Source organism: Mycolicibacter heraklionensis (assembly GCF_019645815.1).
GTDB lineage: Bacteria > Actinomycetota > Actinomycetes > Mycobacteriales > Mycobacteriaceae > Mycobacterium > Mycobacterium heraklionense.
Genome location: NZ_CP080997.1, coordinates 3,166,769 through 3,183,832 on the forward strand (window position 1 = coordinate 3,166,769; position 17,064 = coordinate 3,183,832).

Annotated in this window: 15 protein-coding genes, 1 pseudogene and 3 riboswitches; of the genes and pseudogenes, 2 read left to right on the plus strand and 14 right to left on the minus strand. The window is 67.1% G+C overall.

Annotated features, from left to right (window positions below):
- Window positions 1-435 precede the first annotated feature (435 nt).
- The 6 genes and pseudogenes from K3U94_RS14935 to K3U94_RS14960 all read right to left on the minus strand — a co-directional run.
- Window positions 436-558 (minus strand): annotated as a pseudogene (locus tag K3U94_RS14935) (siderophore-interacting protein); the annotation flags it as partial.
- Between the two features lie 42 nt (window positions 559-600).
- The gene (gene dprA / locus K3U94_RS14940; RefSeq protein WP_220694208.1) at window positions 601-1,737 is read right to left on the minus strand and encodes a DNA-processing protein DprA; all 1,137 of its coding nucleotides are present in this window, start codon (window positions 1,735-1,737) and stop codon (window positions 601-603) included.
- On the minus strand, window positions 1,734-3,245 hold the full coding sequence (locus K3U94_RS14945; RefSeq protein ID WP_220694209.1) for a YifB family Mg chelatase-like AAA ATPase: 1,512 nt from the start codon (window positions 3,243-3,245) through the stop codon (window positions 1,734-1,736). The genes dprA and K3U94_RS14945 overlap by 4 nt, the downstream gene beginning before the upstream one ends.
- Window positions 3,246-3,614, minus strand: coding sequence for a YraN family protein (locus K3U94_RS14950; RefSeq protein ID WP_220694210.1), 369 nt, complete (start codon window positions 3,612-3,614; stop codon window positions 3,246-3,248). It lies immediately after the preceding gene.
- A gap of 146 nt (window positions 3,615-3,760) precedes the next feature.
- Window positions 3,761-4,321 carry a hypothetical protein gene (locus tag K3U94_RS14955; RefSeq protein ID WP_230987138.1) on the minus strand — a complete coding sequence of 187 codons (561 nt, stop codon included), beginning with the start codon at window positions 4,319-4,321 and terminating at the stop codon, window positions 3,761-3,763.
- Complete coding sequence (locus K3U94_RS14960; protein ID WP_047318610.1) at window positions 4,318-4,602, minus strand: DUF211 domain-containing protein; 285 nt, start codon at window positions 4,600-4,602, stop codon at window positions 4,318-4,320. The genes K3U94_RS14955 and K3U94_RS14960 overlap by 4 nt, the downstream gene beginning before the upstream one ends.
- Window positions 4,603-4,856: 254 nt before the next feature.
- On the opposite strand from K3U94_RS14960, the gene eno reads away from it, so the two are divergent.
- A complete protein-coding gene (eno, locus tag K3U94_RS14965; RefSeq protein WP_220694211.1) occupies window positions 4,857-6,134 on the plus strand; it encodes a phosphopyruvate hydratase in 1,278 nt (425 codons plus the stop codon).
- A 5-nt stretch (window positions 6,135-6,139) separates the two neighbouring features.
- Here eno and K3U94_RS14970 read toward each other — a convergent pair whose 3' ends face one another.
- The 7 genes from K3U94_RS14970 to K3U94_RS15000 all read right to left on the minus strand — a co-directional run bounded on the left by K3U94_RS14970 (window position 6,140) and on the right by K3U94_RS15000 (window position 14,599).
- Window positions 6,140-8,170, minus strand: coding sequence for a proton-conducting transporter transmembrane domain-containing protein (locus K3U94_RS14970; RefSeq protein ID WP_220694212.1), 2,031 nt, complete (start codon window positions 8,168-8,170; stop codon window positions 6,140-6,142).
- Window positions 8,167-8,964 (minus strand): NADH-quinone oxidoreductase subunit B family protein, encoded by a 798-nt coding sequence (locus K3U94_RS14975; RefSeq protein WP_220694213.1) that lies wholly within the window; start codon window positions 8,962-8,964, stop codon window positions 8,167-8,169. The genes K3U94_RS14970 and K3U94_RS14975 overlap by 4 nt, the downstream gene beginning before the upstream one ends.
- The gene (locus tag K3U94_RS14980; protein ID WP_220694214.1) at window positions 8,965-10,476 is read right to left on the minus strand and encodes a hydrogenase large subunit; all 1,512 of its coding nucleotides are present in this window, start codon (window positions 10,474-10,476) and stop codon (window positions 8,965-8,967) included.
- Window positions 10,473-11,972 (minus strand): proton-conducting transporter transmembrane domain-containing protein, encoded by a 1,500-nt coding sequence (locus K3U94_RS14985; protein WP_220694215.1) that lies wholly within the window; start codon window positions 11,970-11,972, stop codon window positions 10,473-10,475. The genes K3U94_RS14980 and K3U94_RS14985 overlap by 4 nt, the downstream gene beginning before the upstream one ends.
- A 4-nt stretch (window positions 11,973-11,976) precedes the next feature.
- Window positions 11,977-12,657, minus strand: a complete 681-nt coding sequence (locus K3U94_RS14990; RefSeq protein ID WP_047319264.1) for a hydrogenase — start codon at window positions 12,655-12,657, stop codon at window positions 11,977-11,979.
- Window positions 12,657-13,616, minus strand: a complete 960-nt coding sequence (locus K3U94_RS14995; RefSeq protein ID WP_220694216.1) for a respiratory chain complex I subunit 1 family protein — start codon at window positions 13,614-13,616, stop codon at window positions 12,657-12,659. The genes K3U94_RS14990 and K3U94_RS14995 overlap by 1 nt, the downstream gene beginning before the upstream one ends.
- Window positions 13,617-13,665: 49 nt before the next feature.
- Window positions 13,666-13,741, minus strand: a riboswitch (Fluoride riboswitch).
- A gap of 24 nt (window positions 13,742-13,765) precedes the next feature.
- Window positions 13,766-14,599: a metallophosphoesterase family protein gene (locus K3U94_RS15000; RefSeq protein ID WP_220694217.1), complete on the minus strand. Its 834-nt coding sequence runs from the start codon at window positions 14,597-14,599 to the stop codon at window positions 13,766-13,768.
- A gap of 209 nt (window positions 14,600-14,808) precedes the next feature.
- A riboswitch (Fluoride riboswitch) is annotated at window positions 14,809-14,886 on the plus strand.
- 19 nt (window positions 14,887-14,905) lie between these two features.
- Between K3U94_RS15000 and K3U94_RS15005 the strand changes: the two genes are divergently transcribed.
- Entirely contained in the window at window positions 14,906-15,475 is a 570-nt protein-coding gene (locus K3U94_RS15005; RefSeq protein WP_230987140.1) for a histidine phosphatase family protein, read from the plus strand.
- A gap of 2 nt (window positions 15,476-15,477) precedes the next feature.
- On the opposite strand, the gene K3U94_RS15010 is transcribed toward K3U94_RS15005, so the two are convergent.
- Window positions 15,478-16,593 (minus strand): sodium-dependent bicarbonate transport family permease, encoded by a 1,116-nt coding sequence (locus K3U94_RS15010; protein WP_220694218.1) that lies wholly within the window; start codon window positions 16,591-16,593, stop codon window positions 15,478-15,480.
- A gap of 380 nt (window positions 16,594-16,973) precedes the next feature.
- Window positions 16,974-17,035, plus strand: a riboswitch (Fluoride riboswitch).
- The last annotated feature ends 29 nt before the right edge of the window (window positions 17,036-17,064 follow it).

Here is a 17,064-nt window from a genome sequence, read left to right on the forward strand (position 1 = left end):
ATTGCTTTCCAGCCTTCCGGGGCGAAACACCTTTACAGTCAACTATTGTCCACAAACCAGAACTAGTCAAGGCTCCAGTTGGCGTACCACTAGAGATCGCCGGCATTCCCGCAGCCGTCGATGAGTTCCATAAACGACGCATCGGCTACCCGATGATCACCGTTCCGTCCAAGTGAACTAGCTTCTCGTGGTGGGCGGCGCCGGTGCCAACGGCGACGAATCCCGTGGACTCCAATGATCTTCATACGCGACCGCGCTTGTTCGCCGACCCGAACGCACTGGCCGTGATGCAACTCGGCCTAGATGCGGCGTCTCCCGGCCCCGCTGCGATTCCGCAACTCACCGATCACAGTGTCGATTCCTCACGGAATTCAGGCACATTCGAACCCGCACTACTCCCTCAACCACAATGAGCCCGAAATGAGCTCCTTACACTTCCGTGAAATCGCTGGGCTTGAACGTGTCGAAACCGTTGCCGCCCAACACGACTCGAATCATATGTGCCGACAGCTGCTCGGTGCGGACAACTTCGAAGGTGTGAACTGGTCGTCCCGCCACGCTGTCTCCCGTCTTTCGCCTTGCCCCAGCCGACTATACGAGCTACCGCTTCGGGCGAGCTATCCCCCAGCTGCCGTCGCGCCGCTGCACCAGGCCGGCGACCTCCAACATCGCCAGTGGGCCGAACACCTGCGCCGGCGCCAGACCGGAGGCCACCGCGATCTGATCGACGGTGACCGCGCCGCGGCCGGGCAGCGCTTCGTAGACCTGACGTTCGGCGCCGCTGAGGCCGTCTAACGCAGTGACCGGCCGCGGCGGGTCGTCCGCCAATTCCCCAACCCGCCCCGCCAACTCGATCACCTCGTCGGCCCGGGTCACCAATTCGGCGCCGCCGCGCACCAGCACGTGACAACCGGCCGATGCCGCACTTGTGACCGGACCCGGGACGGCGGCCACCGGCCGGCCCAGCAGCCGCGCCCAGGCCGCGGTGTTGGCCGCGCCGCTGCGCAGTCCCGCCTCCACCACCACCGTCACCCCTGCCAGCGCCGCCACCAGCCGGTTGCGGGTCAGAAACCGATAGCGGGCCGGGCGGACCCCGGGTGGGTATTCGGTGACCAGCAGGCCGGTGGCGCCGACCCGATGCAGCAGCGCGGAATGCCCTGCCGGGTAGGCGATGTCGATACCCCCGGCGAGTACCGCCACGGTGGTGCCGTCTGCGGCGAGCGTGGCGCGGTGCGCCGCGCCGTCGATTCCGTAGGCGCCGCCAGAGACCACCGCCACGTCGCGTTCGGCCAGTCCGTCGGCCAGATCCGCGGCCACCAGCTCGCCGTAGGCGGTTGCGGCCCGGGTTCCGACGATCGCGGTGGCCCGCTCGGCGATCTCGTCAAGGCGCGCCGGACCCCCCGCCCAGAGCACGAGCGGTGGCCGGCAATCCGGTTTGTCCGCGGCGTCGGCGCCCCCGAAGGCGGCGAACGCCAGCGCCGGCCACTCGTCGTCATCGGGGGTGATCAGGCGTCCTCCGCGGCGGGCGAGCACCGCCAGATCGTCAGCGGCGACATCGATCTCACGTCGGGCTTCGGTGTGACGGGCCAGCTCCGGAGCTACGGCACCGCGGCGAATCCGTTCCGCTGCCTCCACCGGGCCGACCCGATCGACCAGCGCAGCCAACTCCGGGCGCGGTGGCTCGGCAACCCGGGACAGGTAGGCCCAGGCCTGCATCCTGATGTCCGCGGCGCTCATCGGGCCGCGCCTGGCTGGCGGAAGCTCAGGGCTGCGGAGACCTCGTCCAACCCGGGTGAGGTCCGCCCGGCCAGGTCGCTCAGGGTCCACGCGACCCGCAGCGTGCGGTTGGCGCCGCGGATGGACAGCAGACCGCGATCCAGTGCAGCACGCAGCGGCGCCATCGCCGCGGTGCTGAGCCGGAACTTGCGGCGCAGCAGCGCTCCGCTGACCTCGGCGTTGGTGTGAAAGCCGTGCGGTGCCCACCGTTGGGCCGCGGCGGCCCGGGCCTGCGCGACCCGGGCCCGCACCGCAGCCGTCGGCTCCCCGTCTGCCGCCGAGAACGCGCCCGCCCGCACCGGATGCATCTCCACCCGCAGGTCCACTCGGTCCAGCAGCGGGCCCGACAACCGGCCGAGGTAGCGCCGCTTCTCCATCGACTTACATGTGCAGTCCCTGGGGTCGGCCGGCGCGCACGGGCACGGGTTGGCGGCCAAGACCAGCTGGAAGCGGGCCGGGTAACAGGCCACCCCGTCGCGCCGGGCCAGCCGGATCTCACCGTCTTCCAGCGGGGTACGAAGCGCCTCTAAGGCGCTGACCCGGATCTCGGCGCACTCGTCGAGGAACAGCACGCCTCGATGTGCGCGGCTGACCGCGCCGGGCCGGGCCATCCCGGACCCACCGCCGACCAGCGCCGCGACGCTCGAGCTGTGATGCGGTGCGATGAAGGGTGGCCGGGTGATCAGTGGTGCCCTGCCCGACAGTAGACCCGCGACCGAGTGGATGGCGGTGACCTCCAGTGACTCGGTTTCGGTCAGTGGCGGCAGCAGTCCGGGAAGACGTTGGGCCAGCATGGTTTTACCGATTCCGGGCGGTCCGGTCAGCATCAGATGATGTGAGCCGGCGGCGGCCACCTCGACGGCGAACCGGGCCTGTGCCTGGCCGACCACCTCAGCCAGGTCCGCGACCGGCTCGACCACCGGAGCCACGGTCGTGATCCGGTCCTGTAGCCGTGCGGTCCCCTCCAGCCAGCCGTGCAGCCGGCTCAGCGTTGCCACGCCGTAGACGTCGATGCCGTCCACCAGGCTGGCTTCGGCGAGGTTGTCCACTGGAACCACGGCGGCAGCCCAGCCGCCGTTCTTGGCGGCCAACACCGCGGGCAGTATCCCGTGGACCGGCCGCACGCGCCCGTCGAGTGCCAGCTCTCCGAGCAGCACCGTCTTCTCCAACCGGGACCACGGCGTTTTGCGGTCAGCGGAAAGCACGGCGGCGGCCAGGGCGATGTCGTAGACCGAGCCCATCTTCGGCAGCGTCGCCGGCGAGAGCGCCAACGTCAGCCGGGCCGCGGGCCAACGTTGCCCACTGTTGGTGATCGCCGCCCGCACGCGATCCCGCGACTCCTGCAGTGCGGCGTCGGGCAGCCCCACCAGATGCACCCCGGGAAGCCCGGAGGTGATGTCCGCCTCGATCTCCACGATCAAGCCGTCGAGGCCGCGCACCGCGACTGAGAACGCCCGGCCCAGTGCCATTCAGCCCACCCCCTGCAGGTGGCTGACCTCCGGGGTTCGGCTCCGCCCGATCCGCACCCGGATCACGTCGAGACGGACCTGGTCCCAGTGCGACTGCTGACCCACAAGCCACGCTCCGGCCAGCCGGCGCAACCTGCGCACCTTCTCGGGTGGCACCGCGTACGCCAGCCCGCCGAAACCGTCACCGCTGCGCGTCTTGACTTCGACGAAAACCACGGTGCGCGCGTCCGGGTCCGCGGCGATCACGTCCAGTTCGCCGTATCGGCAGCGCCAGTTGCGGGCGAGAATGGCCCACCCCTGCCCGATCAGGTGGTCGACGGCCACTTGTTCTCCGAGCGCCCCCAGCTCGGCACGAGACATGGTTGTCATGCCGGTCAGGGTCGGCCAGGACTCCGACAGCGTCGAGCCGGCCAGATCCGAAACCAGCTGCCGCGCGGTCAGTTATCCCCAGAGACGATTTCATCCACAGACACCTCGGAACGACGGCCCGGAGCTAAACCAGGCAAGGCCGTGCGTCACACCAGATCCACCTCTACGCCGATGACCGTCACAATTACGCCGGAGATCACCAGCCCGACTGCCCACAGCGAACGCCGGCCACCGACATGCACCGCGAGCAGCACGCCCAATCCTCCTAGCGCCGCCACCGACGCCAGCAACGCCGTCCAGCGTGCCGACGGCACCAGCGCACCGATTACCAGGGGCAGTGCGGCACCGGCGAAGCTGGCAGCACCCGCGACGGCGGCGACGGTGACCGCGTCACGCAGCACGGCCCTGCCCAGGCTGGTCGCCGCGAGACGACCCGACCGGGTGAACAGCAGTTGACGCTCGGCCCGCATCAACTCGGAGCGGTACTGGGTGTACTCCGCGACGAACACGGTCAGCAGCGCCGAGCACAGGGCGACCACACCGACTCGCGCGCCCAAGCCCAGGTTCAGGCCAACACCGCGGAGCACGGTTGCCGAAGCCAAGATGAGCGCGTTGAGGATGCCGTCCGACACGCCCAGTGCGGTCGCGAACAACACCCGGCCGCGGGAGCGCACCCGAATTCGGCGAGGCGGCCGCCAGCGTGTCACCGGGTTCGGGGCACGCGCTCGACGATGCGGTTGCCGACGACAAGCTCATCGATGCTGTGCACGGCCGCGCCCGCCTTCTCGATCTCTCGAATCAACCGGGGCGCATCGATATTCTCGCCTTCGACGGTGATCTCCAAGCCGACGGTTTCCAGGTCGATCTCGGCGACGGTGATGTTGAGTGCTTCCACACCGGGAGCGTTCTCGATCGCCTCGGCCAGCTCTAACAGGTCAGGTCTGGGTATGGCTTTGTCGACGTCGAGCTGCAGCCGGCGGACGTTCATCGGTCCGCTCCGCAACGAGTCGTCGGGACAGATTTCTGCGCACCTGACATGCCCCACTCCCTCTCAGTCATCGATGTTCACTCCCCTTGCCGTGCAACCACTATCGCGCCAACGGCGCCGCTGGTAGGCTGACTGGCGCACCCGGCGGTGGGGCTCGCCACAACTGCACGTCCATATCGGACTGCCAACGGTCCCTGCGGAAGACAACAACGTCCGGCCGGGTGCCACCCGGCCGCCAGCGGGGAGGTACGCAGGTGGTTGTGGAGTTTTCGTCGATATCTGCCATCGAAATACTCGATTCTCGAGGCCGGCCGACCCTGTCGGTGTGTGCGATCCTCGCCGACTACACCGAGGTGTGCGCGGGTGTCCCCTCCGGCGCCTCCACCGGCTCCCGCGAAGCGGTCGAGCTGCGCGACCACGACAGCACCCGCTACGCGGGCCTGGGCGTACGCCGAGCCGTCGACCATGTCAATGGACCGATCGCCGCTGCGCTGACCGAGCGCCCATTCACCTCCTTGGAAGAGGTGGACCAGACCCTGCTGGAGTTGGACGGCACCACCGACAAGTCTCAGTTGGGCGCCAACGCGATCGTCGGGGCATCGATGGTCGCCGCCCGGGCATTCGCCGCCAAAGCCGAACAGCCACTGTGGCAGTGGCTTGTTCCGCCCGGAGTCGGTGCCCGATTGCCGGTCCCCTCCTTCAACGTGATCAATGGTGGCGTGCACGCGCTCAACGGCCTGGACTTTCAGGAATTCATGATCGCTCCGCTCGGCGCGCCGTCGCTGCCGGAAGCCGTCCGTGCCGGCGCCGAGGTGTACCGGCAACTGCGCACGGTGCTGGCCGACCGCAAGCTGGCCACCGGGCTGGGTGACGAGGGCGGCTTTGCGCCCGAAATCGACCGACCCGAAGAAGCGCTGGAACTGCTCACCCAAGCCATCGGCGACGCCGGGTATATCACCGGGCCGTCCGGGGTGGCCATTGCGCTGGACCCCGCCGCCAGCGAATTCCACCGAGACGGCGCCTACTTGCTCAACGGCGAATCGCTGTCCAGCGAGGACCTGATCGACCGCTACGTCGACATCGTGTCCAGGTACCCGGTGTGGAGTATCGAGGACGGGATGGGCGAGCACGACACCGCCGGATGGCGCCGGCTGACTGAGACACTGGGTCATCGGGTGCAGTTGGTGGGTGACGACAACTTCGTCACCAACCCGGACATCATCGGGTCCGCGATACGCTCTGGCATCGGTAACGCCGCACTGATCAAGGTCAACCAGATCGGCACCGTATCGGAAACCCTTGAAGCGCTTGCTCTGTGCCGACAGTCCGGGTATGGCGCGATGATCTCGCATCGGTCCGGCGAGACCGTCGACGCGTTCATCGCCGACCTGGCCGTCGGTTCGGGTTGCGGCCAGATCAAGTCCGGCGCACCCGCCCGCGGCGAGCGAGTGGCCAAGTACAACCGGCTGCTCGCCATCGCGGCCGCAGCACCGCAGCTGCCGTTCGGCCTGCCGGCGCCCGCAGAACCGTGAGCCGTTCATGAGGTCGCGATGACGACGGCGAGGACGGCCAGCACCGCGATCAGCATGTAGGCCATATAGGCGTCCAACCGTCCGGACTGAAGTCGTTTCGCCGACCGGGCCACGATCAGCAGCCCGCGGCTCGATGGCCGATAGAAGTAACGTTCGACCATGTCGACGACGTCAACCCGATAGGTGTAGAGCAACGGCGCCACGTCCTGACCGGGTGATTGGTCGACCGTCTCGACCAATTCGGTACGGGTCAACAAGACGGTGGACAAGATGTTGCGCACCGGGTTGGCGTAGGCGAACGAGGTGTATCCGACCCCGCGATGCACGCCGGGCGATGCCGACGACCACGGTGCCACCACGCGTGCCCGAAACGGGTTGCGGCCGGCGAACATCGCGGTGCACGCCACAATCACCAGGGCCATTGTGGGCAGGACCAGCCACAGCCAGGTCGGCGACAGCGCGGAGAAGTCGGCGAACACCGGCTGCAGCACCCACGGTGCGGCGTTGGCTCCGCCGGCCCTGTCTCCGACGATGGGGACCAGACCGGCTCCAATCAACCGCACCTCAAGCGGCGCGAACATCGCGGCGCCCAGGCAGCCCGCCACCAACAGGGCAATCCCGAAACGGTAGGGCCATTGCCCGTCCACGGCAGCGCCGACGGGATCGATGGCAGGCTCACCGATGCGCGCCGGCCCGAAGGCCGTCAACGCCACCACGCGCACGAAGGTCACCCCGGCGATGCCGATCGTCAGTGCGATCAGCGCCCCGGCGACCGTAATGCACAGTTGCATCGCCAGGTTCGACACCCGGAACTGCTGCATCAACGCCTCCAGCGTGAACCACTCCGAGGCGAACCCGGCGGTCAGCGGCAGGCCGGCCAGGGTGAAAGATCCGATCACCAAACCGGTTCCGGCCCAGGGCAGGCGACGTACAACGGCACCCAAACAGTCGAGATCGGTGGTTCCCAGCGCATGCTCAATCGTCGACGTCGACACGAACAGCAGCGTCTTGCCCAGCGCATGCGCCACCACCTGGGCGGTGCCGGCTACCAGTCCGGCGGCCACCAGCTGCGGTTCACCGGTCGCCGCACCGACCAACCCCACCCCGAACCCGGCGGTGATGACACCCGCGTTTTCCACGCTGGACCACGAGATGAGCCTGGCCAGATCGGGATTGACGGCCGCGTGGCCAATCCCCAAGATCGCGGTGACGCCACCGACCACCAGCACCACGCAGGCCAGCCAGACCTCCGGGGCGCCCAGCACTTCCAGTGTTCGCCACATGCCGTAGAAACCGACGTTGACGGCGGCACCCGCCATCACCGCGCGGGCCGGACCGGCAGCGGCGGTGTATCCGCGCGGCATCCAGATGTGGGCCGGCACGAGTCCGACCTTGACGCCGAAACCGAACAACAGCAGCGCATAGGCGGCTTGGCCAACGGCACTGTGCGGATCGATCCCGTCCACGGTGTAGACGAAAGTGTCGGTCTGCCCGGCCAGCAACAGTGCGCCCATCAAGACCGCGGCGCCGCTGGCTTTGCCGAACACCACCGTCACCACCGACCCGCCCACCCGACCCGGCAGCTCCCGGTCATACCCGGCCAGTAGGTAGAAGGCGATGCTGAGCAGCTCCCATCCGAACAGCAGGACAAACAGGTTGTCGGTGGTGATGATCACCGCGACCGCGGCCAGTGCCACACCGACGGCGCCGGGCAAGCGCGGACGCGGGCGATTGGCGGTGGCACCGGCGGCGGCCAGGGCGGGAATCGCGACACCGAACGCGATAACCAGAAACAGTCCGGACAGTGGGTCCACGCCCAGGCTTGCCGGGCCGATCCCCGCCCACCCGCCCAGATCGAGGCGCTGCGGCCGACCGAGCAATCCGAGCACGCCACCCAGCACGAAAACCACCGCGGCAACGGTGTTCGCGGCCCAGGCGGTACCGCCCAGACGGCGCTGGGCGGTCTCGCCGCCCAGCCCCGCACCCCAGCTGATCCCCGCGGCCGCCATCAGCAACGCCAGTCCGACCGCGATCACCGGGCACGCTCACTTCCCGACAGCGGGACTCGGCCCAGCGCCAACAGAATGCCGTGCAGCACGCTGAACGGAGTGGCCGGCGCACCCGGCACCCACACATCGACCGGCACCAGGTCTGCGACACCGGTCCCGCCGGTGTAGCCGCGCCCGATGAGTCCCCCGCTGATCGCGTCGCCGCCGACCGCCACCACCACCGTGGGCGCCGGCATCGCATCCAGCGTTCGGCACAGCGGCTCCACCATGCCGGTGGCCCCGATCCCGGTGACCAGCAAGACATCCGCGCTGCGCGGGCTGGCGGTGAAGAAGATGCCCAACCGGTGCAGGTCATAGACCGGGTTGGTCAATGCCTGGATCTCCCATTCGTCACTGCCGTCGGATCCAGTGTCGATATGACGCAGATGCACGGACCGGCGCAGTCGGCGCACCCGCCGGGCCAGCGCCGCACGCAGCTCGGCCAGGGCTTCGTCGCTCTCCTCGACGTCGCCGACGACCAGCGCGGAACGACTCAGGGTGGCCGTGGCCGAACCTGTTTCCCAGGAAAAGAATTCCGGCGCGACCGTGGCGCAACGTCCACACAGGATGCAACGACCGCGGTCCAGGCGCAGTGCGGGCCGAACCGAGATCGCCGCGGTCGGGCAGGCGGCCGCAGCGGCCTCGACGTCGGCCGGCGCTGCGGCTTCGATGCGATCGGACACCCGTAGTGTCGCGGGGAATTCGTCGAAGTAGTCGTCGGCGTGCCGGGGCCAGCGGGTGGTGAGCACCCGCTCGCGCAGTCCACGAAATACCCACGGCATCTACATCGCCACCCCGGCGTAGCACAGTCCGAAACTTGCTTCGATGAAGGGAAAGTCGGTGAACACATCGCCGCCGAACACATCGTGGAACAGCAGCATGTTGTGCAGAGATGCGGTTCGGGCGAAGCACCGCCCGATCACACCGTCCCGCACCTCGAGCCCGTAGAGCACCTCCCCCTGCGGCGCCTCCGCCCAACCCAGGGCGAAACCGTCGGGCACCGCTGTCGGGACCGTGGCAATCGGCTCGGCCGCGGCCTCCAGCCGATCGCAGGCGCGCCGAATCAAGCCGGCGGCGGCATCGATTTCGGCCCACCGCACCCGCAGCCGAGCCAGCACGTCGCCGTGATGCTCGACCTGCGCAACCACCGGCAGCTCGGTGTAGCCGTCATAGCTGCGTCGTCGTGCGTCGTCGTCGCAGCCCGACCCGCGACCCACCGGCCCCACCGCACCGTGGGAAGCGGCCAGCGCGGGATCCAGCCGCCCAGTGCCGCGGAGCCGATCGAGAAACGACGCGTCGACCATCAACGCATCACGATCGCCACGCATTCGGTGCAGGATCTCCGCCAGCCGATCCGATACCGTCATCGGGGCCAACCTCGGCTCGGCCGCGATCCCCCCGACGCTGATCACCGAACGCCCGAACCTGTTGCCGCACAGCGCGGAGACCAGCCGCATCACGCGTTCCTTGTACCAACCGAATCGAGCCAGCGGTACGGCCAGGCCCGCGGCGTCGCACAGCCGCACCACGATGTCGAGGTGGTTGGCGATACGTTCCAGTTCGGCGTGGATCAGCCGGACCAGCTGGGCCCGCCGTGGAACGCTGACTTCGGCCAGTGCCTCGGCGGCGTGCGCGAACGCCAGCGCGTGGGCAACCGACGCGATCCCCTCCACCCGTTCTGCGACCAGGACCCCGTCTTGGACCGGCAACGTCTCGAACCGCTTCGCAATGCCGCGATGCTTGTAGTGCGGGCGGATGTTGAGATGCGGGATATCTTCGCCGGGCGTCTCGATGAGGAACTCGATCGACTCGAAGACCCCCGAACGGACCGGGCCCAACGGCAACGTGAACACGCCGCCGCCGCCCACGTCGACCGGTCCGTGTTGTTCGGTGGCGCTGGAGTGAATGTGGCGATCCAGCACGGTGAGGTCGACGTGCCCCGGCCGTGGTGTCGGCTGGCCGGGTTCGCGGGCCAACAGCAGCGGGTCCAATCGCGGATGCCCGATCGGAACCACACCGGACAGGTCGTGCAGGGCCCGCTCATACCAGAATGCGGCCGGCACCTCGGGTGTCAGTGACCGGTACGACAACGCACCGGGCCCGGACTCCAACCGCGTCCGCAGGCAGCCGACCACCGGCCCCCCGACCACCAGGGCGTGCAGCAGCACGGTGTCGCCGCTATGACTGGCGTACACCCCGGCGAAACGGTCACCGGAGCCGACCCGGGCGCTGACCTCCGCGTGCCAGCGATCCAGTGGCAGATCGATGACCGTGGTCGTCGCCGCGGCGGTCACCGGGCACCCGCCAGAAGTTGGTCGGCCCCATGGTTCAACAGCTCGACCAGGTCCGACGGCGGCGCCACACCCAGCACCAGCAGCGCCAGCACCCCCGCCACCACGGGTATCACCATCCAGCCGCTGGGCTCGCCACGCTCCGGTGGCGTCATTTCACCGATATTGGGGCGGAACAGGATTCGCGTCGTCGACAGCGCCAGCCCGAGGAATGCCAGGGTGATCAGACAAACCAGTGCGGCCGCGGCGACATCCCGGGTATTCGCGAAGCCGCCGTACACGATCTGGAACTCACTGCGGAACAACCCGAACGGTGGCATACCGGACAGTGCCAGGATCGCGACCAGAAACAACGGGCCCGACCAGGGCAGTACCGCGATGCCATCGGCCATTCGGGTGAGTTCCTTGGTGCCGAACTTGCGCACCAGCACCCCGGCACCCATGAAGGCATTGCCCTTGGCAGCGGCGTGGGCCAACACGTGTAACAGCGCCCCGGACAAGGCGATCGGCGCACCGAAGCCGACACCGATCGCCAGAATGCCCATGTGCTCCACACTCGAATAGGCCAGCAGTCGTTTGATATCGCGCTGTTCGAGCAGGTACAGGGCGGCCAGGAGCAGCGACAGTGCACCGAAGACCAGCAGTACCGTCTGTGGGAATCGCGGCCCGAGCGCGGCGATACCGATCTGGTAGTAGCGCAGGATCGCGTAGAAACTCACCGCCAGTAGCGATCCCGACAGCAGTGCGGACACCGGGGTCGGGGCTTCGGCATGCGCGTCGGGAAGCCAGGTGTGTACCGGGAACAGGCCGACCTTGGTCCCGAAGCCCACGACCGCCAGCACGAAGGCCAGCCGGACCGGTGTCGGCGGCAGCTGACCGGCGGCGTCGATCAACGGGTCGAAGGCAAGGTCGTAGTACTGGCCCACCACCTGGGCACCCGCGTAATACATGAAAATGGTGGCCAGCAACGCGATCCCCAACCCGGATGAGGCGATCAGCACGTACTTCCATGCCGCCTCGGTGGCACCCTCGGTGTTGTCCAGGGCGACCAGCAGCGCGGAGACCACCGTGGTGATCTCGATCGCGATCCACAACAGAGCTAACCCGTTGACCAGCGGTGCACAGATCATCGACCAGGCGAACGCATTGAGCGCCAGATAGAACCGGGCGCTGTGCCGGGCGAACATCCGCTGTTCCTGCCGGCCTTCGGCGCGGGCGGCGCACTCCTCGTCGGCGAGGTAGCCAATGGAATAGATCCCCACCGCGGCGTACAGGAAGCAGGTTGCCAGCAGGAAGATCACCGACAGCGCGTCGGCGCGCAGATAGCGCAGCGCGGTCACCGTGTGGTCTGCGGCGGCCGATACCAGTGCCGCGGCCAGTGCGAAGGTGAGCACGCCGGTCAGGGCGGTGACCGCCGCGGCGACGTGGTGCGTGGCGCGCGAACACACCAGCGTGGCGATCAGCGGCAGGAGGACCAGCAGCACCATCAGCATCGGCATCGGCTCACCCCCGAAGCCGATCGAGCGTGATGGTCGACAGTGAGCGGGTGCGCCGGTGGTGGGTGCGCATCAGCACTCCGAACACCACGACGGCGACCAGCAGGTCAAACAGGAACGCGACCTCCAGGATGAGCGGCATCCCGGCTGCCACCACCAAGCTGGCCACCGACACCCCGTTTTCCAGGGAGAAGAATCCGATGGCCTGGCTGACGACGTCACGCCGCACGATCATCAGGATGAATGCGACCAGCACCACGGCTACCGACAGGCTCAGCGCCGCGGAGGGCAGGACGTCGGAATGAATACCGAGCACGCCGACGGCAAAGAACCCGAACGCCGACACGGCGATCGAGATCAGCACCTCGTTGGCCACCCCGAGAGCACCGCTGCCCGCGATTTCCTCGCTGGCTTCGCGCAGCAGCCGCAACACCACCAGCGGCACCACAATCACTTTGAGTAACAGCGAAAGAACCGCCAACACGTACAGTTCGGGAACATGGTGGCCGAAGGCCACCACTGCCGCCAGTGCGCTGACGGCCAGCGACTGCCCGGCGTACAGGCGCACTTGTGCGCGTAACAGCGCCGCCCGCAGCATCCCGAACTCCAGCAGCAGCACGATCAGCGCCACCGTATTCGCGACGCTGTCGAAGACGCTGGGAACTATGGGGTTTGGCTGAAATCCCATCAGCCGCCCCCGAGATAGAGCGCGAACACCGCCAACACGATCAGCAGCAATGCGGCCGAGACGAATTCGGTGATCTTGAACAGCCGTAGCTTGGCGTAGCTGTTGTCCAGGACGGCGACCACACATCCGAGCACGGCGGCCTTACCCAGCACAGCCGGAATCGCGGCCAGAACCGCGATCGCCGAGGTGTCGGACGCCAGGCCCCACGGTGCGACGAAGGCATTGATCAAGATGACGTACAGCACCAACTGCTTGGCGGCTGAACCCCAATGCAACAAGGCCAGGTCGGGACCGGAGTGCTCGAATGACCGTCCCGTTTCGATCATGCCGAATTCGATGGTGCCGGTGTGTGTTTCGACTGGAATGCGAGCGGTGTCGTAGATGATCACCATGAACAGCGCGGCTGACGCCAATAGGTGGGCCGGCCGGACAATCTGGTCGGGACCGCTGCGGACGGTCGCACCGATGGCGTAGGGCAGGTCGGTAGAGGTGATCAAGGCCACCGTGAAGAACACCAGCAGCATCACGGGTTCGGTGATCGCCGCGAACGTCTTGGCACGGCTGGAGGCCATCTGGGCGTAACTGTCGCCGGTCTCTGCTGCGGCAGCCGCCACCAGGAAGCTGGCGAACGCGAGAATCAGTCCGCCACCAAGGATGTCGCCCATATACCCCAGCGGCAAGGGGTAGCTGGTGAGCACCGGAATCAACATCGGAACGGTCAGATAGCACGCCAGGGCGATGGCGGGCGCGAGCCGGAACATCGGTCCGGCACCTGTGGGAGCCAGCGATTCCTTGCCGAACAGCTTGAACAGATCCAGGTAGGGCTGGACGATACGCGGACCGCGGCGCCCTTGGAGCCGGGCCTCGAACCATGCGATGAAACCGCTCAGCCCGGGCGCTCCCCCAGCCACGGTGAGCACTTGCAGTCCCTGGATGACGGGCAACGGCAGACCCGTCATCTGCGGACCTGAGCGGGCCGGAAAAGGACACACGCCACCTGCGACTCCCTCGTTCGCAGGGGCCATCAGCCGTGTGGCGGTTCGGAAGTCAAAGCTTCCGGGCGGGACCCATCGCCGAGCTCAAGTTAACCAATCACGGTTCTGTTTGGTCAAGCAGAACATGCGCCGGGTGTCGACGGTGTGCAGCTGAGTCGGTGATATCCCAGCATCGTCAGGTTGACCACCACCATGTTGTTGTCAATAGGTTCGGCGTTCTTGCCCAGACCGTCGATCACGGTCCGGTACCGGCCACCGTCGAGCAGCGCTTGGTAGCGGTGATGAAAGTGACCGTGCCACAGCCGCGCTGGCTGGACTGCGTCGACGATGGCGCGCAACAGCGCCCGGTGCTCCTCGGACCGTTCCAACTCAGCGGCGGGGAAACCGAGCCGGTCCCGCGCCGCACCCGGGACGGTGATCCCGGCGGGGCAGTCGTGGCAGAACATGGCGTCGGCGTGGCCCTGCGCCACGATCGCGCACGCCTGCTCGGTCGTGATGGACTCCTGCGCCCACCATGATCTGCCGGGGATCCGAAGGCAGCGGTCGATGGAGTAGGCGCCGCCGACCGCCAGGCACCGAGTCGTTCCCCAGTGCCATCGGAATCCGCGCGGCAGGTGTACGACCCGCGCGCGCAGGTGACGCAGGCCGTCGTCGGCGACTGGCCAGCTGTACAACCGGTCGAAATTCTCGTGGTTGCCGTCTACGAACCCCAACACCATGTCGTGTAGGAGTAGCTCCTCATCGAGTGCGTCGAGATACTCGTCGGTGCAGTTGTAGCCGAAGTCACCGAGCTGAATCAGCACATCGACGTCCCGCTGAGCGGCATGTTCGATAGCCGCCACCGCGTAGTGGATGTCGGCGTGCCAGTCCCCCGCGATCGCGATCCGGTCCGGCGGATCCAGGAAGCTGGGCGTGACGGGAGGGGTGTTCTGGGGCTGGAATTTCATGATGGTCGGCTCCTGGGTCCGGCCCACGATCCGGGCCGCTCGCGCAGACCGAATCGTCGGCTTGGTCAATTCCCAGGGACCGTTGTCAATCGCTGAACGGCGACTGCGGCGTGGCGAGCCCCTCCGCCTACTTACCCACGACGCTACGTCTGCGCGCCGTGACAGGTCAACACTTTGACGGTGGCGATTGGTCGCGCGCATCGCTTAAGCTGGGGACGCGCGATGGATCTCCGCCGGGGCACTTGAGTGCCCAAACCGCCGTTCTGGCTGATGGTTCCTGCCTGGACCGGACGCGAGGAGGTCGCGGTGGCCACGACGACACGGGTATATCTGGCACGGCACGGTCGTACCGCATTCAATGCCAACGGACAATTGCGCGGACTCAGCGATCCGCCTCTCGATGAAGTCGGGCTGGCCGAAGCTGCCAGGCTGGCCGGCCAGCTCGCCAGCCGGCATCCCTCGATAGTGATCTCCAGCCCGTTGCAGCGGGCCGTCGCCACGGCGCAGGCCATCGGCGCCGCAGCGGGGATCCCGGTGCAGATCGACGACCGGCTCAACGACCGCGACTATGGGCCGCAAACCGGCCTGATCCGGGCCGACGTGGAACGCCAGTACGGCAGTGTCGATGCGGCGCCGGGTGTGGAACCTGTTGCGGCCCTGGCCGAGCGGGCTCGACAAGGCTTCTTCGAGCTGGTGGCCGAACTCGGGCCCGGCCCCGTCGTCATGGTGTCCCACGACGCGTTCAACCAAGCCCTGCTCAAGCAGCTCGACCCGGCGCTGGATCACGTCGAGCAACAGACCGCGTGCTGGAATCAGCTCAGCCTGGTCGACGGCGCCTGGCGGGTGGACGCCTACAACCGCATCACCGACAGCTGAGCTCAGGTGACGGGGAACCAAGCCCTGACGATGCGGGCGATCTCGATATAGAGCGGGATTCCGATGGTGACGTTGTAGGAGAACGTCAGGCCCAACGACGCCGCCAACGGCAGGGTGGGACTCGCCTCGGGGATCGCCAGCCGCTGGACCGCGGGCACGGCGATGTAGGAGGCCGCGGCGCACAACACGGCGAACAGAACGTAGGTTCCCGGCTTGAATTCGGTATGGGTGAGGTGCGCGTAACTGTGGGCGACCGTGATGCCTATCGTCGCGAACAGATTCGGGGCAACGAGACCGAAGATGATGAAGCCGGGCCCAGCCGACTTGAGGTCGACCAGCCGGCGGGAAGCGGTCATGCCCATCTCAAGCAGGAATAGGCAGAGCACGCCTTGGAACGCCGCGACAAAGACTACGTCGTTGTCGTGCAAGACCTTCTCGCCCTGCAGTCCACTGATGAGACCGATGACGATGCCCCCGATCAGCAGTACCAGACCCGGGTTGAGGAAGACTTCTCGGAGGAGCTCTCGTGACATGAAGGGCGCCTTCGTCTCGGTCGCGGTGCGGGCGCCGGGTGCGGAGACCGGTGGGGTGTAGCCCGACTCACCCGGCATCAAGCCCGCCGCGTCCATCCCGCGGTAGCGCAGGCGGGAAACCAGGTACAGCGCCACCAGGCAGCCCGGGATCTCCATGACCGCCAACATGACCGGCATGTACGCGTCGAACGCCATGCCGATACTGGTCAGGACGGCCACGCAGGTCGCGAACGTTCCCGCGGAGTCGGACCCGTAATAGCCGGCGACGGTTGCCTTGTCGATTCGCCGCATGCTGGTCAGGTAGTTCAGCAAGACGTACGCGAGGGTGCCGATCGCGAAGTTCAAGACGAAGCCCAGGAGCATGAATCCGGCAATGTTGCCGATACTGGATGCCTGGATCGCGGCGAGCTCCTCCCCGCCGTGCCAGCCGATGGCCAGCAGCAGATACATCGTCAACCCTTGGTAGATGACGAGTGGAAACTCGAACTCGATCTTCAGTATCGGAATCAGGAATCCGAGGTAGAAGAACAGCAGCAGCGGTTTGAACAGGTTGTGCGTGAAGTTCTGCCAGAACTCGTACAGCATCTAACTTCTCCTTCGGTTCGCACGGCGACCAGAACAGTGACGGCCCGGGGTGGGAACGGTGGCCGATACGGCCGTCGACGCGACGGCGAGGGCGGCTCTGCCGCAAAGGAGATCGGTCAAAAGAGCAAGTGCGTTTCGCTGGATCTGTGGATACGTGGCGACTTTCATGGCGAGCTCCTACCAGACGCGACGTGCGCCGTGTCGGTCACGACACACCGGGTAGGAGCCATCAGCGCCGGCCGATCAAAAGACCGGGGATCAGCGCGTTAAGCGAGCTCCATCGCTTACTGCATTCTGGGCAAAGAATACACAGCGACCCGCCCCGTGAACACACCTTCGGCAGACTTCTCTCCCTGGACGCGACGGTCGTCCGGAGTATCATCCAGGCAGGCGATGGAGCTCGCCTTTAACCGCCGCACCGGCTGATGGCTTCTACCAGGGCAACACCCATGGGTAGAAGGGCGGGTGCGA

Bases quoted from the DNA above. Each gene is read 5' to 3' on its own strand.
- K3U94_RS14990 (WP_047319264.1), bottom strand. From the start codon at position 12,657: ATGGGATTTCAGCCAAACCCCATAGTTCCCAGCGTCTTCGACAGCGTC.
- K3U94_RS15000 (WP_220694217.1), bottom strand. From the start codon at position 14,599: ATGAAATTCCAGCCCCAGAACACCCCTCCCGTCACGCCCAGCTTCCTG.
- dprA (WP_220694208.1), bottom strand. From the start codon at position 1,737: ATGAGCGCCGCGGACATCAGGATGCAGGCCTGGGCCTACCTGTCCCGG.
- K3U94_RS14985 (WP_220694215.1), bottom strand. From the start codon at position 11,972: ATGCCGATGCTGATGGTGCTGCTGGTCCTCCTGCCGCTGATCGCCACG.
- K3U94_RS14945 (WP_220694209.1), bottom strand. From the start codon at position 3,245: ATGGCACTGGGCCGGGCGTTCTCAGTCGCGGTGCGCGGCCTCGACGGC.
- K3U94_RS14995 (WP_220694216.1), bottom strand. From the start codon at position 13,616: ATGACGGGTCTGCCGTTGCCCGTCATCCAGGGACTGCAAGTGCTCACC.
- K3U94_RS14950 (WP_220694210.1), bottom strand. From the start codon at position 3,614: ATGACAACCATGTCTCGTGCCGAGCTGGGGGCGCTCGGAGAACAAGTG.
- K3U94_RS14975 (WP_220694213.1), bottom strand. From the start codon at position 8,964: ATGCCGTGGGTATTTCGTGGACTGCGCGAGCGGGTGCTCACCACCCGC.
- K3U94_RS15010 (WP_220694218.1), bottom strand. From the start codon at position 16,593: ATGCTGTACGAGTTCTGGCAGAACTTCACGCACAACCTGTTCAAACCG.
- K3U94_RS14960 (WP_047318610.1), bottom strand. From the start codon at position 4,602: ATGAACGTCCGCCGGCTGCAGCTCGACGTCGACAAAGCCATACCCAGA.